General features: G+C 67.8%; 22 protein-coding genes. 12 read left to right on the forward strand and 10 right to left on the reverse strand.

Annotation, left to right across the window (positions count from 1 at the left end):
- Positions 1-41: 41 nt before the first annotated feature.
- Positions 42-1487, reverse strand: coding sequence for a M20 family metallopeptidase (locus F0U60_RS41975; RefSeq protein ID WP_395808472.1), 1446 nt, complete (start codon positions 1485-1487; stop codon positions 42-44).
- Positions 1488-1975: 488 nt separating this feature from the next.
- Between F0U60_RS41975 and F0U60_RS41980 the strand changes: the two genes are divergently transcribed.
- Together F0U60_RS41980 and F0U60_RS41985 are read left to right on the forward strand one after the other, a co-directional pair.
- Positions 1976-2728, forward strand: a complete 753-nt coding sequence (locus F0U60_RS41980; protein ID WP_395808474.1) for an endonuclease/exonuclease/phosphatase family protein — start codon at positions 1976-1978, stop codon at positions 2726-2728.
- A gap of 162 nt (positions 2729-2890) precedes the next feature.
- Positions 2891-3751, forward strand: a complete 861-nt coding sequence (locus F0U60_RS41985) for a hypothetical protein (RefSeq protein WP_395808476.1) — start codon at positions 2891-2893, stop codon at positions 3749-3751.
- A gap of 81 nt (positions 3752-3832) precedes the next feature.
- Here the strand turns inward: F0U60_RS41985 and F0U60_RS41990 are convergent, their stop codons facing one another.
- Together F0U60_RS41990 and F0U60_RS41995 are read right to left on the reverse strand one after the other, a co-directional pair.
- On the reverse strand, positions 3833-4108 hold the full coding sequence (locus F0U60_RS41990) for a DUF2188 domain-containing protein (protein ID WP_395808478.1): 276 nt from the start codon (positions 4106-4108) through the stop codon (positions 3833-3835).
- Between the two features lie 104 nt (positions 4109-4212).
- Positions 4213-5391, reverse strand: coding sequence for an acyl-CoA dehydrogenase family protein (locus tag F0U60_RS41995; RefSeq protein ID WP_395808480.1), 1179 nt, complete (start codon positions 5389-5391; stop codon positions 4213-4215).
- An 81-nt stretch (positions 5392-5472) separates the two neighbouring features.
- On the opposite strand from F0U60_RS41995, the gene F0U60_RS42000 reads away from it, so the two are divergent.
- The 3 genes from F0U60_RS42000 (at position 5473) to F0U60_RS42010 (ending at position 10628) form a co-directional block, all read left to right on the forward strand.
- On the forward strand, positions 5473-6234 hold the full coding sequence (locus F0U60_RS42000; RefSeq protein WP_395808482.1) for an SDR family NAD(P)-dependent oxidoreductase: 762 nt from the start codon (positions 5473-5475) through the stop codon (positions 6232-6234).
- A gap of 113 nt (positions 6235-6347) precedes the next feature.
- A complete protein-coding gene (locus F0U60_RS42005) occupies positions 6348-8648 on the forward strand; it encodes a PAS domain-containing protein (RefSeq protein WP_395808484.1) in 2301 nt (766 codons plus the stop codon).
- Positions 8649-8744: 96 nt separating this feature from the next.
- A complete protein-coding gene (locus F0U60_RS42010; RefSeq protein ID WP_395808486.1) occupies positions 8745-10628 on the forward strand; it encodes an ATP-binding protein in 1884 nt (627 codons plus the stop codon).
- Between the two features lie 20 nt (positions 10629-10648).
- Here the strand turns inward: F0U60_RS42010 and F0U60_RS42015 are convergent, their stop codons facing one another.
- Positions 10649-11581 (reverse strand): serine/threonine-protein kinase, encoded by a 933-nt coding sequence (locus F0U60_RS42015; protein ID WP_395808488.1) that lies wholly within the window; start codon positions 11579-11581, stop codon positions 10649-10651.
- Between the two features lie 30 nt (positions 11582-11611).
- Between F0U60_RS42015 and F0U60_RS42020 the strand changes: the two genes are divergently transcribed.
- From F0U60_RS42020 to F0U60_RS42030, 3 genes are all read left to right on the forward strand, one after another.
- On the forward strand, positions 11612-12946 hold the full coding sequence (locus tag F0U60_RS42020; RefSeq protein ID WP_395808489.1) for a sigma 54-interacting transcriptional regulator: 1335 nt from the start codon (positions 11612-11614) through the stop codon (positions 12944-12946).
- Between the two features lie 190 nt (positions 12947-13136).
- Positions 13137-13610, forward strand: a complete 474-nt coding sequence (locus tag F0U60_RS42025; protein WP_395808491.1) for a hypothetical protein — start codon at positions 13137-13139, stop codon at positions 13608-13610.
- 65 nt (positions 13611-13675) lie between these two features.
- The gene (locus F0U60_RS42030; protein ID WP_395808493.1) at positions 13676-14068 is read left to right on the forward strand and encodes a hypothetical protein; all 393 of its coding nucleotides are present in this window, start codon (positions 13676-13678) and stop codon (positions 14066-14068) included.
- A gap of 83 nt (positions 14069-14151) precedes the next feature.
- On the opposite strand, the gene F0U60_RS42035 is transcribed toward F0U60_RS42030, so the two are convergent.
- Entirely contained in the window at positions 14152-14904 is a 753-nt protein-coding gene (locus tag F0U60_RS42035) for a PP2C family protein-serine/threonine phosphatase (protein ID WP_395808495.1), read from the reverse strand.
- Positions 14905-15096: 192 nt separating this feature from the next.
- On the opposite strand from F0U60_RS42035, the gene F0U60_RS42040 reads away from it, so the two are divergent.
- A complete protein-coding gene (locus tag F0U60_RS42040; protein WP_395808497.1) occupies positions 15097-18435 on the forward strand; it encodes a hypothetical protein in 3339 nt (1112 codons plus the stop codon).
- A 6-nt stretch (positions 18436-18441) separates the two neighbouring features.
- On the opposite strand, the gene F0U60_RS42045 is transcribed toward F0U60_RS42040, so the two are convergent.
- From F0U60_RS42045 to F0U60_RS42060, 4 genes are all read right to left on the reverse strand, one after another.
- Positions 18442-19473 (reverse strand): serine/threonine-protein kinase, encoded by a 1032-nt coding sequence (locus F0U60_RS42045; protein ID WP_395808499.1) that lies wholly within the window; start codon positions 19471-19473, stop codon positions 18442-18444.
- Between the two features lie 27 nt (positions 19474-19500).
- Positions 19501-20688 carry an MBL fold metallo-hydrolase gene (locus tag F0U60_RS42050; protein ID WP_395808501.1) on the reverse strand — a complete coding sequence of 396 codons (1188 nt, stop codon included), beginning with the start codon at positions 20686-20688 and terminating at the stop codon, positions 19501-19503.
- Between the two features lie 230 nt (positions 20689-20918).
- Entirely contained in the window at positions 20919-22193 is a 1275-nt protein-coding gene (locus tag F0U60_RS42055; RefSeq protein WP_395808504.1) for a choice-of-anchor X domain-containing protein, read from the reverse strand.
- Between the two features lie 29 nt (positions 22194-22222).
- A complete protein-coding gene (locus F0U60_RS42060; RefSeq protein WP_395808506.1) occupies positions 22223-23101 on the reverse strand; it encodes a hypothetical protein in 879 nt (292 codons plus the stop codon).
- A gap of 275 nt (positions 23102-23376) precedes the next feature.
- Here F0U60_RS42060 and F0U60_RS42065 point away from each other — a divergent pair, with 275 nt between their 5' ends.
- Positions 23377-23859 (forward strand): TlpA family protein disulfide reductase, encoded by a 483-nt coding sequence (locus F0U60_RS42065; RefSeq protein ID WP_395808508.1) that lies wholly within the window; start codon positions 23377-23379, stop codon positions 23857-23859.
- A gap of 23 nt (positions 23860-23882) precedes the next feature.
- Positions 23883-24923 carry an SDR family NAD(P)-dependent oxidoreductase gene (locus tag F0U60_RS42070; RefSeq protein ID WP_395808510.1) on the forward strand — a complete coding sequence of 347 codons (1041 nt, stop codon included), beginning with the start codon at positions 23883-23885 and terminating at the stop codon, positions 24921-24923.
- A gap of 77 nt (positions 24924-25000) precedes the next feature.
- On the opposite strand, the gene F0U60_RS42075 is transcribed toward F0U60_RS42070, so the two are convergent.
- Positions 25001-26104 carry an MJ1255/VC2487 family glycosyltransferase gene (locus F0U60_RS42075; RefSeq protein WP_395808512.1) on the reverse strand — a complete coding sequence of 368 codons (1104 nt, stop codon included), beginning with the start codon at positions 26102-26104 and terminating at the stop codon, positions 25001-25003.
- A gap of 60 nt (positions 26105-26164) precedes the next feature.
- Here F0U60_RS42075 and F0U60_RS42080 point away from each other — a divergent pair, with 60 nt between their 5' ends.
- Positions 26165-26464 (forward strand): hypothetical protein, encoded by a 300-nt coding sequence (locus F0U60_RS42080; protein ID WP_395808514.1) that lies wholly within the window; start codon positions 26165-26167, stop codon positions 26462-26464.
- The last annotated feature ends 3 nt before the right edge of the window (positions 26465-26467 follow it).

The following is a 26467-nucleotide window of genomic DNA, read 5'->3' on the forward strand; positions in this document are numbered from 1 at the left end:
GGGGTGAGGGTCGTCGAAGAACCCCCGAGTCCCCGAGCGTCCTACCGCGAGAAGTGCGCGGAAAGGACGCTGGCCACGCAGCAGGTGAGCTTCTTGCCGGTGGGGATGTGCAGGAACTCGTTGGGCCCGTGGGCATTGCTGTTAGGCCCGAGCACGCCGGTGATGAGGAACTGCGCACTGGGGAAGCGGCGGCCGAGCATCTCCATGAAGGGGATGGTGCCGCCCTCGCCCATGGCCATGAAGGGCTTGCCGAAGAAGGCGTTCGAGGCCTCGTGGGTGGCCTTCTCGAGCCACGTCTCGAGCGGAGGCGCATCCCAGCCTGCGCTGGCCTTCTCACCCTCGAAGGTCACCTTCGCTCCGTAAGGAGGATCCGCCTCGAGGGTCTGCTTGAGGGCCTGGATGGCGGCCTTCGGGTCCACGCGAGGAGGAATCCGCATGGACAGCTTCACCGCGGTGTAGGGGCGCAGCACGTTGCCCGCGCTGCCCAGGGCCGGCATGCCCTCCACGCCGGTGACGGAGAGCGCCGGGCGCCAGGTGCGGTTGAGGATCTGCTCGGCGCGGTCGACCGTCACGGGACGGGAGCCGGAGACCCAGGGGAACTTCGAGTACACCTCTTCGCCGAGCACCTCGGCTACGGCGGCGGCCTGCTCGCGGCGGGCCTGGGGGATGTGGACCTGAAGGCCGTCGATGCGGATGCGGCCGGTCTGCTCGTCCTCCACGCGAGAGAGAACCTGCCGGAGGATGCGGAAGGACGAGGGCACGATGCCGCTGGCATCACCCGAGTGCACGCCCTCGTTGAGGATGTCCACGCGCAGGTTGCCGGAGACGAGCCCGCGCAGCGAGGTGGTCATCCACAACTGCTCGTAGTTGGCGCAGCCGGAGTCGAGGCACACCACGAGGGACGCCTTGCCGATGCGCGGGGCGAGGTGCTCGATATAGGCGGGGAGATCATAGCTGCCGCTCTCCTCGCAGGCCTCAATCAGCACCACGCAGCGCGCGTGGGGCACGCCCTGCTCCTTGAGCAGGCGGATGGCGGCGAGTGACGCGAAGGCCGAGTAGCCGTCATCGGCGCCACCGCGGCCGAAGAGCTTGTCGCCCTCGCGCACGGGCTCCCAGGGAGAGAGACCCGCGCGCCAGCCCGTCATCTCGGGCTGCTTGTCGAGGTGGCCGTAGAGCACCACGGTGTCGTCACCGGTGCCCGGAATCTCCATGTAGATGACGGGGGTGCGCTCCTCGCCCTTCTCGTTCTTGAGGGTGACCACCTCCACCTTGAGCCCGGGGATGTGCTTCGACTGGGACTCGCACCAGCCGGCGATGAGCCTCACCGCCTTGTCCATGTCGCCCTTCTTCTTCCAGTCTGGCTCGAAGGCGGGCGACTTGTTGGGGATGCGGATGTACTCGTGGAGCTTGGGAAGGATCTCCTCCTCCCAGATGCGCTCGGACGAGACAGAGGCGGTGGCATTGTTCAGCCGGGGGCTGGTGCTCATGGGAAATGGCTCCGGTTCGGAACGGAAGGCGACTCCTCCTCTACACCACCCTGGGGCACAATGGGCGACCCACGCACGAGCGCAGGGCCGCTCCTTAGCCAAGCCCACACTCGGGGTGGAGGACGCGCGAGGCATGACGCGAAGCGCAACACTTTCCCTCCTGCCAGGTAGGCCACCCCTTTCCCAACCCTAAGAAGCCTTTCCACACCGAGGGGCCGCCCCCTGCCCCATGTGTCACGGGCGGGTGGACAACCGGACCTCCAACGATGCCTCCTGACGGAATCCTTCCGGGCACACCGGGTGCAAACAGCCTCCGCGCAACACCTAGGCAGCCCCGGGAGGAAGCATGAAGCAGAACAGAGGATTTGGAGTCGGAGCCCTTCTGCTCGAGCTGGATGGGCGCACCTATACGTCGCGAGGCTCCAGCGATCTGCTCTACTTCCAGCTGAAGCCGTAGGCCCGCGCTTGGGCGGAGAGGACGGGATCGCATGCTCAAGGTGCTCACGCTGAACATCGCGCACGGCGTGCCGTCGATTCCCGTCCCCCTGCCCTTCCTGCTCCCGCGCGCCAAGCTGCTGGACCACCTGGACCAGATGGCCGGGCTGCTCGCGCGGGAGAACGCGGACGTGGTGGCGCTCCAGGAGGTGGACCGAGCGGGACTCTTCAGCGGAACCGTGGACCCGCTGGAGCGCCTGGCGACTCGCGCCGGCTACGCGCACGTGTTTCACGGAGCCCACCTCCACCTGCGAGGGCTCTGTACCCGCGGCACCGCCCTGCTCTCCCATCGGCCGCTGCGGGAAACCCACTCGGAGCGCTTCAAGGGAATCGCCCCCGTCGACAAGGGCTATGTGGTGGCCGCGGTGGAGGACGAAGGCCGCCTGTTGGACGTGGTGTCGACGCACCTGGACTTCGCCTCCGAACGTCGACGGCAACAGCAGGCGCTCCACATCATCGAGGCACTCCAACGCCGTCCGCCCCGCCCACGCCTGGTGATGGGGGATATGAACTCGCGCCAGGGCAACCCGGGAGTGGGCATCGAGCAGATGATGAAGCAATTGGCGCTGCACACCCCCGAGCCGGGTGGCGGCGAGCCCACCTACGAGGCCCACGCGCCGACGATGCGCCTGGACTGGATCCTGGCGTCCCCCGAGCTGCGCTTCACGCACTACCGCCCCCTCGCCGAGCGCGTCTCTGATCACCTCGCGCTGAAGGCAGAGCTGGAGTGGTCCGTCGGAGGGTAGCCAAGAAGCAGGGCCCTGGCTGTGGATGGCTGGCCTATTGGACGGCATGCAGGGGAACGAGCGACTCGACAGCCCCCGACCCGCAGTACGAGTCCCGCAGACCGGTGTGTCATCGCGTGTCCGATACCTACCGTGTGGTGAACGTCACATGGAGAACGCGTGATGAAACACTTCAGGGTCGCAGTTGTTGGGGCATTGGCGTCGGCGTTGCTCTGGGCACCGGCTTGCAAGTCTTCACCGCAGACCACTCCCACGGATCAGCAGGGCGCGGGAACTACGGGCACCGGCACAGGCACGGACACGGGAGCCACGACGGGCGGTACCGGCGGTGACGTAGGGACCTCGGGGACAAGCGGAGGTTCCGGAGGAGCCGGGAGCACCGATACGGGAGGAACGGGCGGCACGGGAGGTACCGGCTCGGGAGGCGCAGGTGATCTGGGCGGCACCGGTACTGGCAGCGACGTAGGCGGCACCGGCGGCACTGGCACGGGCGGCGATCTGGGCGGTAGCGGCACCGGCACCGGCGGCGACCTGGGTGGCACTGGCACTGGCAGCGACGTAGGCGGCAGCGGCACCGGCACTGGCACCGATCTCGGTGGCACCGGCACTGGAACGGGTGGTGACGTAGGCGGCACCGGCACCGGCACCGACCTGGGCGGCACTGGCGGCTCGGGCACCGGCACCGACCTCGGTGGCACCGGCACCGGCACTGGAACGGGTGGTGACGTAGGCGGCACCGGCACCGGCACTGGCACCGACCTGGGCGGCACTGGCGGCTCGGGCACTGGCACCGACCTCGGTGGCACCGGCACTGGCACCGGCGGCACGGGCACCGGGAGCGACCTGGGTGGCACCGGCACTGGCACCGGTACGGGTACCGGCATCGGCGGCGACATGGGCACCGGCACCGGCGGCACGACGGGCGGGGCCACGAGTCCAGGGACCGGGACTGGGACTGGAACCGGCACTGGCACCGGCGGCACTGGTACGGGCGGCACGGGCGGCGGCAGCACGGGCCGTTGAGCCCAGAATGCCGGCATCACCTCGCCGTTGAGTCAAAAGAGGGCCTCGGGTTCATGGCGAATCCGAGGCCCGAGCCTTGGGTCACTCCTCGAACCAGGCCAGCTCCTCCACCCCGCTCGCGTGATGGACGACGAGGCACGAAGGTTTGTTCTGATGCGCCAGCTTGCGCCCGCGGTGGATGGCTTGGGTCACATTGGGGTAACGGTCTATCTGACCGCTCCCCTCGAGCCGGACCCACCAGCCCAACGCGTCTTCCGCCACGGTCACCCTCCACCGCTCGGAATTCGGGTTCACTTCCCTCGGCTTGCCCTCACTCCTCGACTCGGTGGGAACGCGGAGATCCGGGGCTGCATCCATGTGCGGTGCTCCTCGCGATAGGTGAACCAGCTCCCTGCAAGCTGGTGGGCGAGGACCGAGAACACACCTGATCCGCAGAACAAGAAGCGTCGTCTGTCCGATCGTCAACTGAAGGCGTCATAGCCGGTGATGGCCTTGCCGAGCACCAGCGTGTGCACCTCGTGGGTGCCCTCGTAGGTGAAGACGCTCTCCAGGTTGAGCATGTGGCGGATGGGCGGGTAGGCGTCGGTAACGCCGTTGGCGCCGTAGATGCTCCGGGCCACACGGGCGATCTCCAGCGCGGCCTTCACGTTGTTGCGCTTGGCCAGGCTCACCATGACGGGCGTCACCTTGCCCTCGTCCTTGAGGCGCGCCAGCCGCAATGAGAGCAGTTGCGCCTTCACAATCTCTTGCAGCATATCCGCCAGCTTCTCTTGCGTGAGCTGGTAGGCGGCGATGGGCTTGTCAAACTGGCCCCGGGAGAGCGAGTACTCGCGAGCACCCTCGAAGCACGCGATGGCGGCGCCGGTGACGGCAAAGGCAATCGTCATCCGCGCGTTGTTGAGGCAGGACAGGGGCCCGCGCAGCCCCTTCACCCCGGGCAGCACGTTGGCGTCCGGCACACGCACGTCCTCGAAGAACAGCTCGCTCGTGGTGGAGGCGCGCAAGGAGAACTTCCCCGGAATCTCGCGGGTGGTGAAGCCAAGCATGCCCTTCTCCACGAGGAAGCCGCGGATGGACTCGGGGCCGCCCTCGTCCGTCTTGGCCCACACCACGGCCACGTTGGCCAGGGTGCCATTGGTAATCCACGTCTTCGAGCCGTTGAGCACCCACGTGTCGCCATCGCGGCGAGCCCGGGTTCGCATGCCGCCAGGGTTGGAGCCAAAGTCCGCCTCGGTGAGACCGAAGCAGCCGATGAGCTCGCCTCGAGCCATGCCGGGCAGGAAGCGCTGCTTCTGCTCCTCGCTGCCGTAGGCGTGGATGGGGAACATGCAGAGCGAGCCCTGCACGGACGAGAAAGAGCGCAGCCCCGAGTCCCCGCGCTCCAGCTCCTGGAGGATGAGGCCGTAGCTGACAGTGTTCATTCCCGCACAGCCATAGCCCTGGAGGTTGGCGCCGAGCACACCCATCTCGCCCAGCCGGGGCACGAGGTGCGCGGGGAAGGTGCCCTCGCGGAAGTGCTTGCCAATGATGGGGAGCACCTCGGTGTCGACGAAGCGGGCGACGGTGTCACGGGCGGCCTTCTCCTCGTCGGAGAGCAGGTCGTCGATGCGGAAGAGGTCGGTGATGTCCGCGCGAGGCATGGGGGAGTCCTCCAGGGGTGGGCGGGGGGCTTGTATCACCGGGCAGGCCAGCCGAACGAGGGCCGGGTATTCTCCGAGGCCATGACGACGACCAAGAAGACAGCGGTGGTGACGGGGGCGAGCCGCGGTATCGGGCGCGCTCTGGTTCAGGCCTTCGTGAAGGAGGGCTACGAGGTGTGGGCGCTGGCGCGGGCGGCGGACGCGCTGGAGTCCCTGGCGCGCGAGTCGGGAGGCGCGGTGCGCCCGCTGGCGATCGACGTAGCGGACGAGGCCGCGGTGGTGGCGGCGAGCAAGCGCATTCTGGAGGCGGGGACGCCGCGGGTGCTGGTGAACAACGCGGGCATCACCGTGTCGGCGCCGCTGAACAAGACGTCCACGCAGGACTTCCAGAAGGTCATGGCGGTGAACGTGACGGCGCCGTTCCTCTTCTGCCGCGAGCTGATTCCGGCGATGGCGGCGGCGGGAGGGGGCCGGATCATCAACATCGGGAGCATCGCGGCGACGCGAGGCGTGAAGTACACGTCGGCCTACTGCGCCTCGAAGCACGCGCTGCTGGGGCTGACGCGCTCGCTGGCAGTGGAGTGGGCGCGCAAGAACGTGACGGTGAACATCGTGAACCCGGGCTGGGTGGAGACGGACATGCTCACGAACGCCAAGGCGGCGATCTCGAAGACCACGGGGCGCTCGGAGCAGGAGGCGCACGCGGCGCTGGCGAACATGAACGCGCTGGGCCGGGTCATCCAGCCGGAGGAAGTGGCAGCGCTGTGCGTCTTCCTGACCACAGACGCGGCGGCCAGCATCACGGGAGCGGCGTACAACATCGACGGCGGCGAGGCGGGCTAGAGGACGGGGTCAACGTCACAATCCGGGCGCGTGGCGGAGGAGGGTGTTCACCAGGCGCCCCCTGGTGCACCCTCCCCGTTCCAGGGAGAAGTGACCTCTGGTACGGCCATGAGGTGCCCGACTTCCAACGACTCTTCGAAAAGAGCCCGGGCCTCTACCTCGTCCTCACCCCGGACCCGGCCTTCACCATCGTCGCCGTCACGGATGCCTACCTCCGCGCGACGATGACGCGGCGGGAGGACCTTGTCGGCCGTGGCCTCTTCAAGGCGTTTCCGGACAACCCGGGGAACCCGCAGGCCACGGGTACCATGAACCTGCGTGCCTCACTGGCCCGGGTGTTGGCCACCAGAGCCCCGGACATGATGTCCGTGCAGAAGTACGACGTGCGCCGGCCCGCGAGCGCCGGGGGTGGATTCGAGGAGCGCTACTGGAGCCCCATCAACCTCCCCATCCTCTCCGAGGAGGGAGCGCTCCTCTACATCCTGCACCAGGTGGAGGATGTGACGGAGGTGGTGCACCTCACCCAACGCGGCGAGCTGGAGCGTGACGAGCTGAAAGCACTCAAACGGGCCGCGCGCGCCCGCGCCGACCTGCACGAACTCTTGCAACACGCCCCCGCCGCCATCGCCGTGTTGCGGGGCCCTGAGCACGTCTTCGACTACGCCAACCCCATCTATCTCCAGGTCGTCGGCCGTGACGTGGTGGGCAAGACCGTGCGCCAGACGCTGCCCGAGCTCGTGCAGCAAGGCTTCCTCGCGCTGCTGGACAGCGCCTATGCCACGGGAGAGCCCTTCATCGCCAACGAGCTGAATGTTCGCCTGGACCGCGAAGGCACCGGGCACCTGGAAGACTGCTTCTTCAACTTCGTCTACCAACCCACGCGCGCTCCAGACGGAGCGGTGGACGGCATCTTCGTCCACGCGGTGGATGTGACGGCCCAGGTGCGAGCGCGGCGCAAGATTGAAGAGGAACAGGCCCTACTTCACGCGGTGCTCGAGAATGCGCCCGTGGCGGTGGCCATCGCGGACACCACCGGCCGCATCGTGCTGGCCAACAAGCGCACCGAGTCCGAGCTCCAGCATCCCGCCCCCGCTACGAACCGTCCCGAGGACTATCAACAATGGTCGGCCGTGCGGCCCGACGGCACGCCCCTCGCCACCGAGGACTACCCGCTCCTGCGCGGCCTGCGGGGTCTGGAGGGCCATGGCGAGGAGGTGGGCTACATCTTCGGCGACGGCACCCGGGGAATCGTGGAAATGGACTATGGACCGGCGCGTGACTCGGAGGGGCGCATCATCGCCTCCGTCGTCCTCTTCCGGGACATCACCCGGAGGAAGCGGATTGAACAGGAGCGGCAGAAGTTCTTCGCGCTCGTGGAGAGCAGCGGCGACTTCATCGCCATCGCCTCACTCGACCAGCGGCTCATCTATCTCAATCCCGCTGGGCGCGCCCTCGCGGGCCTGAGCGAGGAGGATGTGCCTCGTACCGTCATCGCGGACTACTGGATACCCGAGACCTATCAGGCCGCGCGCCAATCCATCCCGCACCTGATGAAGGGCGAGACAGTCCGGTTCGAGGGGCAGCTCGTGCACTTCAAGACGGGCGAGCTCATCGACATGGACATCAACACCATTGGCATCCTGGATGCCGAGGCGGGTCAGGCGATCGCCGTCGCCTGCATTGCCCGAGACATCCGACAGCGACGCGTCCTCGAGCAGGAAGCGCGCAAGCGCGCCGAGTTCGAGCAGCATCTCATCGGCATCGTCTCCCATGATCTGCGCAACCCTCTCAACGCCATCCTCATGTCCACCAAGACGCTGCTGCGGCGACAGGATTTGGAGGAGCGACAGCGCAGGTTCCTCAGTCGCACCCTCAACTCCGCCGAGCGCGCGAATCGGATGATTCGAGACCTGCTCGACTTCACCCAGGCCCGGTTCGGAGGCAGCCTGCCCATCCATCCGGAGCCCTTCGACTTCCACATCCTCGCCATGCAGGTGATAGACGAGATCCGCGTCGCGAATCCGGATCGTGAAATCCAAGTCGAGCAGACCGGTGAGGGACAGGTGCGTTGGGACGCGGACCGGATGGCCCAGGTGGTCGGAAACCTGCTGAGCAACGCGCTTCAATACAGTTCCCCGGGAACGCCCGTGCGGGTGAGCACGCGGGGAGAGGCGGCCGAGATGGTGCTGGAAGTCCACAACACCGGCGTGCCCATTCCGACGAAGGTCCTTCCCCGGTTGTTCGAGCCGATGCAGCGCGGAACCACCGGGGCCGGGAAGTCGAGCCGGAGCGTGGGGCTCGGCCTTCACATTGTGAACCTGGTGGTCAGGGCGCACGGGGGAAGCATCGACGTGCAGTCCACTGATGAGCGTGGAACGACCTTCACCGTCCGTATTCCTCGCACGAGAACCTGAGCACCCGGTTGTTCACAATCCGTTATGCGTCCAGGGCTGTGGTGCTGGTTGGCCTGCCCGCCCTGCTACGAAGCGTGGACGTCGTACGGAGGGCCCTTGTCACTGAAGTATCGAAGGAACGGGAAGTGGGGCGAATCCCCCCTCACGGCATATGGCTTCGCCGTCCTCGTCACGATTGCGGCCCTGCTGGTGCAACTCCTCATCTATCCCTACGTCAGGGCCACACCGTTCATCCTCTTCTTCGGCGCGGTGATGCTCTCCGGGTGGATGGGGGGATGGGGGCCTGGCCTCTTGAGCACCGGCCTCTCCGCCTTGATCGCCGACTACGTCTTCCTCCCCCCGAGGAACTCGCTGTCCGTGAGTCCCCCGGACATCCTGGCGGTCGCCCTCTTCGTTGGCATCTCTACCCTTATCACCCGGCTGAACGTGCGCGAGCGGGCCGCTCGGGCCGAGGCCGAGGCACAACGCGAACGGGTTCTCGCACTCTTCATGAACGCCCCGGCCATCATCGCCATCCACCGGGGGCCCGAGCACGTCATCGAGTTCAGCAACCTCTTCCATGCTCGGCTCCTCGGCCATCGGGAGTTGTTGGGCAGGAGCGTCAGGCAGGCGCAGCCCGAGCTGGGGGGACAAGGTATCTACGAGCTGCTGGATCGGGTGTACCAGACGGGTGAGCCCTACATCGGCAAGGAAGTTCCCGCCCAGGTGGGGGACCCGGCGAACCCACGCACGGGCTACTTCGATTTCGTCTTCCAGCCCCAGCTCGGGCCGAACGGAAAGCCAGACGGGGTGATGCTCTTCGGCTTCGAGGTAACCGAGCAGGTGCTGGCGCGGCGGAACCTCGAGAACGCCGAGCGGCGCCTCACCGCCATCACGCACAACGCCACGCTGGGACTCGTCATGATGGACGCGCGCCAGCACTGCGTCTTCATGAACCCCGCGGCCGAGAAGATCACCGGCTTCACCCTGGACGAGATGCAGGGCAAGCCCCTCCATGACTTCATCCACCACACCCGGCCCGATGGAACGCACTACCCCATGTCGGAGTGCCCCATTGATCGGGCGCTGCCGACACGCGCCCAAGAGCAAGGGGAAGACGTGTTCATCCGCAAGGACGGCAGCTTCTACCCGGTTGCCTTCACCGCGAGCCCCATCGTCGAGGACGGAAAGGCGACGGGCACTGTCATCGAGCTGCGGGACACCACCTGGGACAAGCACCAGCAGGCCGAGCGCGAGCAACTCCTGGCGAAGCTTCAAGAGGCGGTGCGCCTCCGGGACGAGTTCCTCTCCGTCGCCAGCCACGAGCTGAACACGCCGCTCACCCCGCTGAAGCTCAGGCTCCAGTCGCTCGCAAGGCTCCTCGCGACCGAGCCGAGCACACCCCTGACCACGCGCATCACCCAGGAGGTGGAGCTGATGCGCCAGCAGGTGAAGCGCCTGGCGGACCTGGTGAGCGATCTCCTGGACGTGTCGCGGATCCGCACCGGTCGCATGAAGCTGCGGCTCGAGGAAGTGGACCTCTCAAAGGTGACGCACGACATCGCCGCCCGGTTCCATCCCGAGGCGACGCGCGCCGGGTGCACGCTCTACCTCCACACGCAAGAGCCGGTCATTGGGCTGTGGGATCGGCTCCGGCTGGAGCAGGTCCTGACGAACCTGCTGTCCAACGCCATCAAATATGGGGCCGGTAAACCCATCCACATCCGCGTCGAGGATGACGGCAACCAGGCGCGGCTCGAGGTCCGGGACGAAGGGATTGGCATCAAGCCCGAGGCGATGGGGCGCATCTTCAATCGCTTCGAGCGCGCCGTATCCGAGCGGCACTACGGCGGGCTCGGTCTGGGCCTGTACGTGACGCGGCAGATCATCGACGCGCTGAGCGGGACGGTGAGGGCGGAGAGCACTCCGGGCCAGGGAGCCACCTTCACCGTGGAGCTGCCGCGCCAGCCGCGCAAGCAGGACGAGACCCTCGCGGGGTGAGGGTGGCTCCCCGCCCTCCCCTACGTGTCCTCCAGGACCGTCGCCTCGGCGCGCGCTCCCTCGCGCGTGGCCCCCAGGGCGTCACGAGCCCACCGGGCGAGCTCCGCCGGACCGGCGTCGGGACGCGCGCGCCGCAAGGGCGAGAGCATCCGGCACAGCGCCTCGGCCGAGCCGGGCCTGTCTTCCGGCCGCCGCGCCAGACAGGCCCGGAGCAGGGGCCGGAGGTCTTCGTCCACGTCCGGGAGTGGCCCCACGTCCGCCTCGCGGATGCGCTCCATCGTCTCGAAGGGCGTCTCCCCATCGAAGGGCCGGCGTCCGGTGAGCAGCTCATGGAGCGTGGTGCCTAGGGAGAAGAGATCACTCGCGGGTCCCAGCACGCCGCCGCGCACCTGCTCGGGGGACATGTACGCGTACGTTCCCTTGCGCACTCCGGAGCGAGTCTGGTCTCGCAGCAGCGTGGCCTTGGCGATGCCGAAGTCCGCCAGCTTCACCTCGCCCAGCCGGGACACCAGCACGTTGGACGGCGTGACGTCCCGGTGCACCAGCCCGAGCGGCCGTCCCGACTCGTCCTCCAGCCCGTGCACCGCGGCGAGCGCCAACGCGAGCTCCTCCGCTACAAAGAGCGCCAGCGGTGAGCCAGGCAGGCCTCGCGCCAGGAGGGTGGCCAGGTCCGCGCCCTCCACGTAGTCCAACCGCACGTAATAGGCGCCGTCCGCGAAGCCCAGGTCGTGCACACCCACGAGGTTGCGGTGGCTCAGCCGAGCCCCCAGCCGGCCCTCCTCGAGGAACATGCGCTCGTAGGTGGGATTGCCCTGGTGCTCGGGGCGGAGCACCTTGAGCACCACGCGCTTCTCGAAGCCGCTGGCGCCGAAGGCCAACGCGAGGAACACCTCGGCCATCCCCCCCGCGCCAAGCCGGCGCACGAGGCGATAGGGTCCGAGCTGTCGCGGCAACTCCCTCACCCGCCCTAGACTAGCGCAGCCGTGTCCGAAACCGTCCTCTCCACCCAGGCTGAGTCCTCCGGAAACACGCCTCCCCGGCGCTGCCAGCTCGTTGTCATCGATGGGCCCGATGTCGGGCGCGCGGTGGCACTCGGGGAGAAGCCGGTGCGGGTGGGCACTCGCGAGGGGTGCGCGCTGCGGCTGAGCGACCCGCGTGTCTCGGGCGAGCACCTGGAGGTCCAGGTGGAGCCAGCGGGATTCATGGTGCGGGACCTGGGCAGCCGCAATGGCACGCTCTACGAGGGCTCGCGAATAGGAGAGGCACGGGTGCGAGTGGGAGCCACCTTCAAGGTGGGACGCAGCTTCCTGCGCATCCAGGCGGAGGGGCATCAATGGGAGGTGGCCCCGAGCCAGGCACGGCGCTTCGGGGAGCTGGTGGGCGAGAGCCTGGCGATGCGCGAGCTGTTCGCAGTGCTGGAGCACGTGGCACCCACGGACACGACGGTGCTCATCCAGGGAGAGACGGGGACGGGCAAGGAGGTGGTGGCACGAGCCCTCCACGAGGCGAGCACGCGGCGCAAGGGCCCCTTCGTGGCGGTGGACTGCGGCGCACTGCCGGAGGGGCTGGTGGAGAGCGAGCTCTTCGGCCACGTACGCGGAGCCTTCACGGGAGCGCTGGCGGCCCGGTCGGGCGCCTTCGTGCGAGCGAATGGAGGCACGCTCTTCCTGGACGAGCTGGCGGGGATTCCCCCCTCGGTGCAGGCGCGGCTGCTGCGCGTGCTGGAGGAGCGCCGGGTGCGCCCGGTGGGAGGAGACGCCGAGCAGACAGTGGACGTGCGGGTAGTAGCGGCCTCGCGGGTAGATCTCTCGTTGGCGGTGGCCGAGGGCACGTTCCGGCCAGACCTCTACTACCGGCTGGCGGTGGTGACACTTCCCCTGCCCCCACTCCGACAACGGCGCGAGGATCTGCCTCTGCTGGTGACGGAGCTGCTGCGCCGCAGGGGCTTCGAGCCCGGCCTCATCCGCGGCCCAGGGCTGGAATCACTGTCAGGACACGATTGGCCGGGCAACGTGCGTGAGCTGCGCAACGTGCTGGAGCGAGCGCTGGTGCTCTCGCCCCGGGCACACGGCTTCGAAGAGCTGCGCCTGTCGCTCCAGCCACAGGGAACGGGGCCAGAAGTGCCCTTTCGCACGGACCTACCGTTCGCGGAGGCAAAGCAAACAGTGGTGGACGCCTTCGAGCGACATTACCTGCGGGACGTATTGTCCCGAGCGGGAGGAAACCTGTCAGAGGCGGCGCGCCAGGCCGGAGTGGATCGCAAACACTTGCGAGCCTTGGCCCGGCGCCACGGCCTGCTCCCCGAGGACCCTGAGTAACAACCTCCCCTCTCCCTCTGGGAGAGGGACGGGGTGAGGGTATGAGTCCCCGATTTGCATCTTCACAGGGGCTCTCTGTCCGAAGGTAGCCAGAGCGAAGGCTGAGACGTTTACTCGCTCTGGGGCAAGCTGCATCGTTGACATAGGGGCCCGGAAGGGGCTTTGAGCGTCCCTGCTTGCGGAGAAGAAAATGAGACAGCCCATCCTGATGCTCGTCATGATGCTGATAACGAGCACGGGATGCGCCCACGCGCAGCAGCCAGAACAAAAAATCTACATCATTTCAGAGGACGCGAGCGGAGTTGGCTCCGCCCTGGAGAGCGGAACCGGCGGTGCTGGCGCCGAAGCGTACTGCAATGAATTACAAAAGCAGTGTTACAAGATATGCTGGAGGCGCAAGCCTGAGGTTACGAGCATCCCCAAGGGCTCGGGCATGCACCGTGAATACTGCACAGAAAAGTGCCGCAAAGAATTCATGGCATGCGTCAAGCAACAGGAGGAATTGGAGCGACAGGAATCGCGCAAACAGGAGTTTCATTTTCCAAACATGGATGCCGCGCTCGATTGGCTCAGGCAAAACAAGACCGAGGTCGCGATTGGAGCCTCGTCATCGTGGGGGGTGTGGCCGCCGCCCCATACGTCGCCGCCTACATCGTTACCCTGAGCGCAGGTGGCGCGCTGATTCTGGTCCCGGCTGCCCTGTGAAGCGGCATCAAACCTGGTGATGACATGCCATACATCGCAGACTTCGACATAGACGACATCATCAGCACTCTAAAATCCATCAGCGACAAACAGGCGGTGGGCTCGAAGGAGAGGGATGCAATCGAACTAGCACAGATTGCACTGCTCTACCCCCGCCACACAAGGAAAGAGGACGAATTCCGCAAATATTATGAGAGATTCTTTGACCCCTCTTTTGAAGTGACGGCATCTCGCGAGTTTGTGACGCGAGAAGAGGCAGACAAATGGCTTGCCAGCGGACAGGCACAGGATGCCGAGCGCGTCAAAATCGCTGGCAAAGGATTCATGGTCGTTCAACTGCCAGGGAGGATGACATTCATGGACGCCCCCCTCCCAGGAGAGCCAGAGGAGGACGAACCCGAAACGGATTCCGAGTAGGCGACGCATGCTTACGCGGAAACCAAAGGGGCCTGGAGCGGGGAGGGCCAGGTGGTGGAGTTACCGCCGGTGGAAGCCACGCGTCACCGGTGCCCCTCCCCCACTCCGACCACGATGGCGGTGATGTTGTCCGTACCACCCAGCGCGTAGGCCTCCTGTACCAGCCGCTCGGCCACACCGAACGCGCTCCCCTTCCCCAACCGCGCGGCAATCCGCTCTGGCCCGAGCGGCTCGTACAACCCATCCGAGCACAGCAGGTACACGTCCCCCTCCCGCACCTCGAGCCGCCGCACGGTGGGCTCCGCGTTTTCCGTCCCCAGCGCGCGGGTGATCAGGTGCCCGTAGGGGCTCCGCCCCCGCTCAATCACCTCACCACTGGCCTCGCGCATCTCCTCGAGCACCGAGTGGTCGCGGGTCAGCGCCTCCAACCGCCCGTCCCGCAGCCGGTAAAGCCGGCTATCCCCCACGTGCGCCACGGCCGCGCTCCGCGCCCCCAAGGCGAGCGCCACCACCGTCGAGCCCATCTCCCGCAGGTGACCCACCCGGCGCGCGAGCACGGCGCGCTGGGCGAGCAGCGTGCAGTTGAAGAGCAGCTCCTCCTCGCGGCTGTAGCCCCGCCGGAGATTGTGAGGCCAGGTGGCCTCGGGGTCGTGGGTCACGCGTTCGCAGAAGCCGGTGAAGGTGTCCACCACGCAGCGGCTGGCCACCTCACCCCCCTCGTATCCACCGAGCCCGTCGGCCACGACGAACAGGCCCAGGTCCTCACGGACCATCCAGGAATCCTCGTTGTGGGAGCGGCGTCCCACGTGCGTCCATCCCGCGCTGTCGATTCGCATCGGCTGTTCCTCCTGCACCCGAGCAAGAGCAAGGAGAGGGCCGCCGCCAACCCCGCGAAAACACATGGACGCATGGGGTCTTCTGTCCCCAGGGCCCCGGCCTGAGAGTCCACGCACTGGAGACTCCAGACCCCACCACCGGCTGTCAGGGCGCACATTGGTCTAACGTCACCGGGGCCAGGAGGAGCACGCATGAGGGTACCGTCGCGCGAAGCGCTGCTGTCGGAGCTGGACTCGTTGGGCTACGGCGCACGCATCGCGCGAGTCGCCACACTGGGACGTGACAGCCGGGGCGACCCCGCGCTCACGCAGCTCATGGCCGAGCTCCTGTCCGGAGAGGCCTATGAGGCGTGCCTGGCGCTCGAGCTCGCCCGAGGTGCGCGAGATGAGGCCGTGCTGCTGCGGGGCCTCTCCCACCCATCCAGTCTCGTCCGCGGCCGGGCCGCCGCCTTCGCAGGAAGCTTCATCCAAGATGACGCAGCCCTCGAGAAGGCCCTGCCGGAGCTGGCCCCCTTCGTCCGCCACCGCATCCTCAAGGGCCTAGCACTGGCCCAAAAGAGCACGCTCGCGGCCCGGCTGTTTCCCCTCGTCCTCTCCCGCCATGGTGCCGCGGAAGCCGCCCTGCTCCTCCCCGCTCTTGGCGCGGACGCGGTGCGACGCCTGCTGCCCGAGCTCGCGCACACGGTCCACACCTGGCGCACGCTGGTGCACCGCTACCCGGACGAGGTGCTGGCCTTCTTCCGCTCGCGCCTCGCCGCCGCGCCGGAGCGCGAGCGCGACATCCTCTTCTACCTCTACCACGCTCCGCTCACCGCGCTGACGCTCCACCGGAGCGAGGCCATGCTGGGGCTCGTGCGCGACTTCTGCCCGCCGGACAAGCTGCCGTTCTTCGTGACGAACACCCTTCAGCGGCTCACGCGGCGCCACCCCGAGCAGGTCTTCGCGCTCCTCACCCGTCCGGCCTTCCGAGCGACACTGCTCGCCCAGGGACTCTCCAACGGCCTGCTGCGCCAGGCCAGGGCCTTCTCCCAGGACCAGCGGCTCGCCCTCGCGCGAATCCTGGCGGAGTCCCCGCAGCACCTCGCCCGCTTCCTGGTGGCATTCCCCCCTTCCGCGCGCCCCGCCCTCTTCGCCCATGCCTTCGAGGGCACGACACCGCGGGTCCTTCCCGAGGCCCTGCTCGCCGTGCTCCCCCACGAGCTGCGTGACACCGTCGCAGCGCGCCAGCTCGGCCTGCGCGAGGTGCAGGAGAACAAGGACCTGCAGCTCACCACCCACGCGCTGCGCACCATCGAGCACGCGCGAGAGCCCCTCCAGAAGGCGGCCTTCGCCAGCAAGGCCGAGGACCGGGCCCGGGCGCTCGCGCTGCTGGTGTTCAGCACCGGCCTGTCCCGTCGGGGCCTCACGGAGACACTGGCGCATCTCTCCCGACTGAAGAACGACCAGGATCCGGTGCGTCTCGCGGCCCTCAACGCGCTCGCACAGGTGCCCCCGTCCATCTTCGCGCCCGAGCACGTCCCCGCCCTCGAGACCCTGGTGACGTACGTCGTCGAGGCGCGGGACACCTCGCGTGGCACGCAGATGGCGCTGCAGGAGCTGGCCTTCCGGCTCATCCGCGCCCACGCCACCGCGCCCGAGAGCCCCCTCTTCCGCTTCGCCCTCGACACGCTGAAACGGCTGGCCGGCCAGTCCGGCACGCTCGTCCTGCCCTCGCTGGAGCACAACCTGCCGCGCGGCGCCGAGCACCACCTCTTCGCGACCCTGCTCCCGATGATCCGCTCGGCCAGCCAGCGCGAGAGCTACGGCCTCATCCTCACGCTCACCCAGGCGCTCGGCCGGCGCGCGTGGAACGTGGACATGCTCCAGGCCCTGCTCGAGCCCATCACCGAGACCACTCCCGCCTGGCTCGCGCAGTCGGCCATCCAGCTGTGGCTCGCCCCGCCGCGCACGCGGGACGTCCGGGTGCGCAAGCTGCTCGACCGGGACGAGAGCATCGCCACCTTCCCCTTCGTCTTCGAGCACCTCCACCGGCGCCGGCAGGAGTGGTTGGACCCCTACATCCAGGGCCGGCGCCTGCGGGGGCGGTTCACCACGGAGAAGACGGGACAGGTGCCCCAGGTCCGGGACAACTTCCACCGCTGGCTGCCGCGCCAGCAGAGACGCTTCCTCGACGTGCTCCTGCACATCGCCGGGGACACCCAGCGCAGCGCCTGGGAGCGGATGAGCGTGCTGCGCGTCCTCCCGAACATGCAGGTGGTGACGGTAGACACCCTCACGCCCTTTCTCGGCTCGAAGGACGTGCCTACGGTGGAGGCCGCGCTCGGCGCGCTCGCGTGGGTGGATCGGCCAGAGCCCGCGCTCCCCCTGTTGCTGGAACACCTGGATGGAGACCGCGCGCGGGTGGCCATGTACGCGGTGCCTCGCGTGGCGAAGCTCGTCTCCCCCGAGACACTCTCCACCGCGCTGGGTGCGCTGCTCTCGCGCGAGAAGCTCAAGGTGACGGTGCACAAGGAGGCGCTGCGGCTGCTCGGAACCTTCCGCTCCGCCCACAGCGTGGCCCTGCTCCGCCAGCAATGGGACAAGCCCCAGCTCCACCGGGACGTGCGCATCGCCGTGGGCCACGCCGCACGCCAGTTGCTCGATGACACGGCAGCCTGGGAGCTGCTGGAGGCCATGGCTCGAAGCTCAGACGCAGACGTGGCCGCGAGCCTCCTCGACCAGCACCCGGGAGCACTCCCCCCGAAGGCCCGTCCCCGCTACGCGACGCTCCTCCTCCAAGTCTCCCGCCACCCGGAGCTCACCGTGCGCCGCAAGGCCTTCACGACCCTTCCGGCCTGGTCCGCGGGCGTGGAGGAGCAGGTGGCGCGCGAGGCGGCCGGGCGGGTGCTGGACCTCGCCCACGCCGCCGAGTGGCGAGAGGCCGCGCGAGCCCTGGTGAGCGCGACACGGGAGGGCCCATTCTTCGAGCAGGTGGTGGCCTGCATGGCGGAGCTCCTCTCTGCCCCCGTCCCTGACTCCCAGGACGCCAGGCCCGAGCGGGACGTGCCCGCCCGTCAGCGGCTGAGGACGCTCCGCCAGGAGTTGCTGTCCTTGCCGAGGCCGGTGCGAGTACGGCTGCGCACGCAGCTGGCTGAGGCGGCTCGGGTGCTCGCCAGAGAGCCCTCGCTCTGGCCCGAGAGCGTGTCGCTCCGACTCTCCTATCTCCAGTGGCATGACGCAGGGAGCGCCGCGAAGGGAGTGCTCGAGCTGGCGGCCGAGGTGCGCGAGGAGCCCCTCTTCGCCCCGGCGCTCGCCGCGGCCGTGGCGACCTCAGTGGGAGACGCTTTGGCCGAGTGGACGCCCGAGTCCCTGCTGGAAATCGCGGAGCAGGTGAGCACCGAGGCCCCGCTCGCCGCGGTGGAGCTCGTCTCGGCCGCGGGACAGCGGCTCCACTGGCGCGAGGACGCAGCCCACCGCCTGCGTGCCCTGCGCCAGCACCCAAGCGCCGCCGTCCGAGCCGCCGCCTACGCCACCGTCACCGCGAGCGAGTAACCCTCTCTACCGGGACGACGCAGCCTTCGGTGGCAGGGCGAGGGGCCACAGCCGGGCCAGGTCCGTGCGCAGCGCGGCAGCGCTCGGGTAGCGCTGCTCCGGGTGCTTCTGCATCAGCTTCAGCACCAGGCGCTCGAAGGGCTCGGGCAGGTTCGGGTTGAGCGTGCGCGGCGGCGTGGGCGGCTGCTGCACGTGCAGGAACATGAGCGGCACGGGCTGCGGGTGGCGGAAGGGCAACTGCCCGGTGAGGATCTCGTACGCCACCACGCCCAGCGAGTAGAGGTCGGACGCGGGCGACATGGGGTGTGCGCCGGAGATCTGCTCGGGCGCCATGTACTCGGGGGTGCCGAGCACCGCGCCCTGCGCCGTCACGCCGGCCACGTGTCCGCTCTTCGCGAGCCCAAAGTCCATCAGCTTGAGGATGCCGGGCTTCGTCAGGAAGAGGTTGCCCGGCTTGACGTCGCGGTGCAGCACACCGTGCCCGTGCGCGAACTCCAGCGCAGCCGCCGCGTGAGTGAGCCACCGCAGCGCCTCGGCCAGCGTCGGGCGAGTGCCCAGCAGGCGGTGCTTGAGGTCCATCCCCACCAGCAACTCCGTGGTGAGGAAGTGCCGGTCCCCATCCATGCCCACGTCATACACGCGCACGATGTTGGGATGATCCAACCCGCGGGCGTGCTCCACCTCCTGGCGGAAGCGGGCGATCTGCGAGGCATCCGCGCTCGGCACGGCGAGCACCTTGAGCGCCAGGTGCTCGCCGGTGGTGAGGTCCTTCACCTCGTGCACCATGGCGCTGCCACCGGCGCCCAGCCAGCGCTCCACCTGGTAGCGCTCGGCCACCACCTGACCTGGGATGAGCCCCCGCACCGCCGGGTGGCCCTGCTCGCCCCCCGGGTGCTCACTGCTCCCCAGCAACAACGTGCGCGCCGGCCCGCTCCCTCGCGACTGACGCGTGGGCGCCAACTCGGCGGGAGGCGGAACCACCGCCCCCTCCTCGAGGTTCAGGTACGTCACGTCGCTGTCGTGCCCGTTGTCCTTCACGGCAGCCTCCCCGCCTCTTCTCACGGGCTAACCGACGAGCAGCGACACGTTCGAGGCCACGCCATTGCCTTCAATGTCCAGGTGAGGCGTCGGCAGGTTGTACTCGGCGGCGGCCGTGGTGGCCTCCATCATGATGGGGCCAGCGATCTCGGGCGGCTCGCCGCGGCACAGCAGCTCCACGACGTGCTCCACCGTCCACCGCCCCAAGCGCTGGATGGACACCTGGCCGTTCTGCACCCGGGCCGTCTCCGTCAGCTCCGTGCTGCCCATCAGCTTCTCTTCCACCGAGCCCGCCAGGTAGCCGCGCGCCAGCGTCAGCACCCGCTCCACCACCGCGTTCCACGCCTGCAGGTGCGAGCGATCCTGGGCCTCGTCCATGATGTCCAGGCCCACCGGCAGCTTCTCCATCCGGTCCAGGAACGTCTGGATGAGCGGCCCGCGGATGAGGCGTCCGTGCTGCGGAGCGATGATCTCCACCGCCGGCTCCAGGTTGCGGATGACGGCCACCACGCGCTGCAGCGCCAGGTTCACCGGCATGTAGATTTGATGGAAGGCGCGGATGCCGTTCCAGTCGGACTCATCCGCCCACAGGCCCTGCGCGTTCACGTCCGTGACGCCGCCGAACAGGTCTCCCGTGAAGAGCACCCGCGTCTCCGGATCGTAGAGCATCACCGCGCCGCGGAAGTGGCAGAACGGCGAGGGCACCGGCAGCAACCGGTGACCGGTGGGCACGTTGAGCCCGTGGCTGAACTTCTCCGTGGCGATGAAGCGGTTGCGCGGCAGGTTCTGATGGACGATGAGCCGCCAGGTGTCCTCGGAGCAGAGGATGCCGGCCTTGGGTGCGTAGCGCGCGGAGATGATGCTCGCCGACGAGCCCACGTCCGGATCCTGGTGGTTGATGAAGACGGCGCTCAGCCGATCCAACCCGCCGATAAGCGACGTCACCTTGGTGGACACCGCGGCGAAGTCACTGCTCGAGCCCGGGTCGATGAGCAGGTTGAACTCGTTGGGCCGACTCGTCTTGGGGTCCGTCCCCCGGAAGCGGCGCAGGTACGGGTTGGCGTAGAAGATGTTGCCCGGGTCGCGCTTGCCCACCCAGAAGGTGTCCGGAGCGATTTCCACGGGCACGAGCCGCAAGTCGCTCACCTGGCTGTCCGAGGGGCGGACGTTGCTCGACGGGGCGTTTCGATTCGGGAACGACTGGACGCTGCTCATACGGGCACTCGGCGCTGGGAGGTGAACCCCTGGGGAAAGGGGTGGGAACACCTCCAGGCATAGCAAGGCGCGGGCCGACCCCTTTGAGGCCCCCGAACCCTTCAATCGCCCCGAAGTCTGAGTCCTTCGCGCCCCCCCTCACGCAACCGCTGCGCGATCCCGCGTCACAGCTCCGCAAATCATGCGCCGAGCCTCATAAGCTCAAGACACCCAATCCATTACCCTTACTTTCAAGGCCTGGGAGCCCTTCCCGTCCGACCCGCCAGTTCGTCTCGTCGCTTCTCGGCCTCGTTCACGTCCTTGGAAAATTCGTCCAGGTAGCGCTGGCGCTCTTCGCTCGTCCACTCATCCGGTGAGAAACGCTCCAGGCCGTACTGTTGGGTGGTGTGCACGTAGCCAGAGAGCGACTTCATCACCTCCCGGTCTGGGTCTCCCTGCTCTCTGAGCAGGAAGCCCTCCACGTCTCGCAGCTTGAGAGGGAAGTCGGGCTTCTCGTCATGGAGGAGCAGCCCGAAGACGGTGAACTTCACCTCGCGCGCACCAGCCTCCAACTCTTCGTTAAAGGAAACATAAGCAAAAGGGATACCCGCCTCATCATCCACGCGTCCCGCCATCACGTAGCGGCCGGGCTTACGAACCTGGAGGCCGACGTAGAGCTGCAATGAGCCGTGCTCCACCGCCTCGCGCACCCGCCCGGAGAAGGTCGCGGGAGGCGCCGGGGTGAACATGACGTCGAAGAAGGCGCCCCCCTCGGCGTTGCCATTCGCGCGGACGCGGAACTCGACGCGCAGCGAGCCCTCGAACATGGCGAAGCCCTGACGAGACGGTTGGAAGCGCCCGGTCCACGTGCCATCACCGGCCACCTCGTCGCCGGCGCGGCCCGAGTCATTGAAGTCCAGCGGCACCGAGCCGAGCTGCCCGGCCGCCGTCATGTGCGGCGCCTCGTGGGCGAAGGCGGAGTGCACCTCGCAGGGCAGCGGCTGGCTGGTGTGTGCGTTCTCGCAGCCCACGAAGAAGTGCACCACCTCGTCGCCTACAACGAAGACCTTCTCCTGCTTGAGGCGCAGCGAGATGTCCCGCTGCTCCTTGCTGAGAGGCTGCTTACGCTCCGGCGAGGCCGGGTACACCTGATCCGGGTGCTCCTTGATGGAGCGCGACTCAGGCGGGTAGCGCGTGGACTGCCGGTAGGAGTCGAGGGTGAAGCGAGCCCGCTCCAGCCGCTGCTCCCAGAGTTGCCGCTGCGCCTCGCGCTCGGCCTCCTCGGGGGAGAGCGGAGCGGCACCGGGTTGCACGGGAGCCCCCGCGGACGGCCGCGCCGCCACACGAGGCGGTGGACCGTCAGGCGTGCGCCCCGAAGGAGAAGACTCCAGCTCGGGCGCGGACAGCTCCGCCGCACCCAGGCCCGGACGGATGAGCCCCACGGAGAGCAGCAACCCTCCCACTCCCAGCACAAGAGGAACGAGCAGGAGGAGCCAACGGCCGCGGAGAGAAGGGCGCTGAGACATGAGGCACATCCAATGCTGCCAGAAGGGGCTCAGTAGGCGTAGGAGGCCATGTCGGCGCGCACGGGCCCGACGATGCCCGCCCAGTTGCCGGCGGCGTAGTGGTCGTAGGCCTCGCCATCATCGCGCAGTTCGACCGTGTGGTAGGACCACTTGGCCTTGCCGTCGCTGGTGGCCGCGGTGCCGGTGTTCAGCGTGCCGTCGCAGAACCAGTCACCCGGGTTGCAGAAGCCGCCGGTGACGGAGACACCGCCGGTGGAGTGGTAGGCCACGGCCTCGTCGTCCTGGCCCGGCAGCGTGCCGGAGTAGGCCGTGCCCCTGGCGCCAGCGAACATGTAGAACCACTTCGAGCGCGTGGTGTTGTGGTTGTACATGGCGCGCGCGGTGGAGGTGACCAGGTCGCTCGTGAGCGGATCGCTCGACGCCCAGTCCCCCATGTTGGCCAGCTCGCTGCCGCCGCCAGCGCCCGAGGCGATGTCCACCCACTTGATGTTCCAGCCCACCTGGGTGGTGCCGTCCGTGTTGCCGCACACGCCCGAGGAATTGGGGATGGCGTTCTTCTTGTAGCGCGTGGAGCCGCCGTACAGGGACAGCGCGTAGCCAATCTGCAGGTCGCCCGCGCTGTGCGCCGCGATGTAGCACCAGTTGGCGCCCGTGCAGAAGCAGTCGAGCGCGTCACGAATGCGGTAGTTCTCCACGGAGATCTTCTGCGTGCCGAGCCAGTTGACTGCCTTCTTGTTCACGCCGGCCGCGGTGCTGCTCGGGCCCCAGTAGCTGAAGTCGGCGTAGTTGCCGCGCTGGGTGCTGCCGCCGTTACGGCCGTGAATCCAGAGGGAGTAGTTGGTGGCTGAGGCCTCCGCGCCAACCAGAGCGGTGGCGGCGATGACGGCCGTGCTGAACAGCTTCTTCATGAGACAGCCTCCTGCTCGAACCTGCATGGGGGGACCCGCTCGGCTGGCTGCCGGGCAGGCGGAGGCCACTTAATCACATTTTCTTAAATTCCGAAAGACAGACATTCTCATGAAAAGAGAAAAGACTGACACAACGTGTCATCCCCGGTTTTGAACGCAGCGCGTCAGGAGCTCGCGTGGGCAGGGGGCGGGCGAAAGGGCGTCTGGCTCGGGGACGCGGGGGGCGGATGCATAGCTTGAATCGCGTCCTTGCATCCCTTGAGGAGGCCCTACCCATGTCCTCGCTCGACGTACCCTTGACGCTGCTGGATCCCGAAGGCGGATGGATCAACGCCCCCGTGCACGTGCACGACCTGCGTGGCCGGCCCACGCTCCTCTACTTCTGGTCCGAGCTGAGTCAGACCAACGAGCAGCAGTTGCCGAAGATCAAGACGCTGCTGGACGAGTTCCTGCCCAAGGGCCTCCAGGTCGTCGGCGTCCACGTGCCCATGGCCGGAGAAGACCTGGAGCACGCGCTGGACACCAACGACATCGAAGCCATCGTGAAGCGGATGGGCTTCCGCCATCCGGTGGCGGTGGATGACGGCTCGATGGAGCAGGCGTACGGCGTGAACGATGTGCCGACGTTCCTCGTGTACGACGCCTTCGGAATCCTGCGCTTCCGCGTGTCGGGCGAGGACGCGTTGAACCTCGAGCTGCGGCGAATCTTGGAGCGGCTCACCGGTCCCGAGGCCAACACCGGCGCGTTCGCGCCCTGAACCCGAAACGAGCGAGGAGCCACATGGCAGGCAGGAAGAAGAAGGAGGCCTCCCGTCTGTCGCTGGGGGCCCTGGGCGCGGCGGGAATGGGCGCGGTCATGGGGCTCCGGGCGCTGATGCGGGAGAAGGTGAGCTTCGAGGGCCGCACGGTGCTGCTGACGGGCGGCTCGCGAGGGCTGGGCCTGGTGATGGCGCGCCAATTCATGGAAGAGGGAGCGCGCATCATCCTCAGCGCGCGAGAGGAGGTAGAGCTATCCCGAGCGCGAGACGAGCTGGAGCGCGACGGGGGCGAGGTGCTGGCCATCCCCTGCGACGTGAGCGACCGGGTGCAGGTGGAGGCGATGGTGGCGCAGGTGCACGAGCGCTTTGGCGTGGTGGACGTGCTGGTGAACAACGCCGGCACCATCCAGGTGGGCCCGCTGGAGTCGATGACCGAGGAGGACTTCGACGAGGCGATGAACGTGCACTTCTGGGGTCCGCTCTACACGACGCTGGCGGTGCTGCCGGAGATGAAGCGGCGGGGCTGGGGGCGCATCGTGAACATCTCGTCGATTGGCGGGAAGGTGAGCATCCCGCACCTGCTGCCCTATAGCGCGAGCAAGTTCGCGCTGGTGGGCCTGTCAGACGGGCTGCGGACGGAGCTGGCGCAGGACGGCATCCTGGTGACGACGGTGTGCCCGACGCTGATGAGGACGGGCAGCCCGCCCAACGCCTACTTCAAGGGCAACCACGAGGCGGAGTACGCGTGGTTCGTGCTGGGAGACTCGCTGCCGGGGATGTCGATGAACGCGGAGCGAGCGGCGCGGAAGATCATCGAGGCGTGCCGCCGGGGTGACGCGGAGGCGGTGGTGGGCGTGCCGGCGAAGGTAGCGGCGCTGGCTCGGGCGCTGGCACCGGGCCTGACGGCGGCGGTGCTGGCGCACGTGAACCGGCTGATGCCGCAGGACAGCAACACGGACCGGCATCGGGGCAGCGAGAGCGAGACACCGCTCACACGCTCCTGGGTGACGAAGCTGACAAGGCAAGCGGCCCAGAAGAACAACGAGGAAGACCTGCTGCACTGAAGCCCCACTCCCTCTCCCTCCGGGAGAGGGCCGGGGTGAGGGTAACTGAGAACTGAGTGCCCCTCACCCCGTAAAACTCACGTCGAAGAAGGCTCCGGCTCTTCCCACCAGCGGCCCTTGTACTCGGCGGCGCGGGCGAGCTGCTCACGGAGCGCATCGACCATCTTCACGTTCCCCTCCTGCGAGTACCCCTTCAGCGCCTCCTGACACCTGGGCACGCGCTGGAGGAAGTCACGCAGGCGCTCGAGGGTGAGCTCGGGCGCGTACATGCCGTAGCCCAGCTTCTCCAGATAGAGCGCGTTGAGCACCTGCTCGAACTGTCCCTTCACGGGCAGGGAGAGCAGGGGCTTGCGCAGGTACACGGCCTCGCTCATGAGCGTGTAGCCGCCACCGGCGACAACGGCCCGAGCGGTGCGCAGGTCGTCGATGAAGCCCTTCTCGCTGAAGGGGCGGTAGAGGAGGTTGCCATCGCGCACGTCCTCGGTGAGGTCGCGGCGCATGCCGTAGATGTGACACGGCAGGCCGCTCTGCTTGAGGATCTCCGGCAGGGCGGTGTTGGTCGTAGCGGTCTGGTAGACGAGCAGATGCTCCCCGGGCTCGGAATTCGCGGAGAGGATCTCCGGCCGGAGGATGGAGGGCAGGAGCGTGGTGCGCTCCTTGCGGACGGGCGGGTAGAAGAAGGTGGTGATGAGGTAGTGGAAGCTGCCGGGCAGCTTGGACTTCACGAGGGCGCGCGAGCCCTCGAAGTCATCCTCGAAGCCGGCGATCAGCGAAGGATCATGCTTGCAGCGGTTGATGATCTGCATGTTGTCCACGCTGATGACGGGCAGGCGGTGGTTGCGAGCGAAGAAGTAGCTGAAGCTCTCGAAGTCGCTCACCACGACGTCTGGCTTGAAGTCCTCCACGAGCTCGAAGTACTGGCGGACGTTCTGCGGCCAGCCCTTCACGGCCCCGGAGAGGTTCTGCAGCACCGTCTGCCACTTCTTCACCGAGTTGCCTTCGTAGGCAATGGTGAGGCCCCAGATGCCGTGCACGTTCTCGAAGCGCTTGGCCAGGTAGTCCTTGGCCCGCCCCGAGACAACGATGTGGACCTCGTGCTCCTTGGTGAGCTCCTCGAGCAGCACGCGAGAGCGGGTGGCGTGCCCCATGCCTTCGCCAACGACACCGTAGAGGATTCGCATGGGGGCGCAGCATACGCGGGATATGGCGCGCGAGCCCATGCGGCGGTAGCGTCCCACACCATGCAACACGAAGGTACGGACACCAAGGGGCGGGTCGCTCTCGCGGGAGTGACCCGAGCGGCCCTGCTGGGGCTGAGTGGCGGCCTGCTGCTCGGAGGCCTCTTCCTGCTCGGCGTGGGCCTGAAGACGCGCTTCTCCTCCGCCGACTGCACGGGGCTCTCTGAAATCGAGTGCAGCTTCGCGCAGGAAGCGGCCCTGGAGATGAGCCGCATGCAGACCATCTCGGGAGCCGCCCTGCTGTCCCTGGCGATAGCCGTGGTGGTGCTGCTGCGCTCAAAAGTGCGTCCGGCCTCACACTGAGAG

The sequence above is a fragment of the Archangium minus genome (assembly GCF_044360475.1).
In the GTDB taxonomy this organism is placed as follows: domain Bacteria; phylum Myxococcota; class Myxococcia; order Myxococcales; family Myxococcaceae; genus Archangium; species Archangium minus.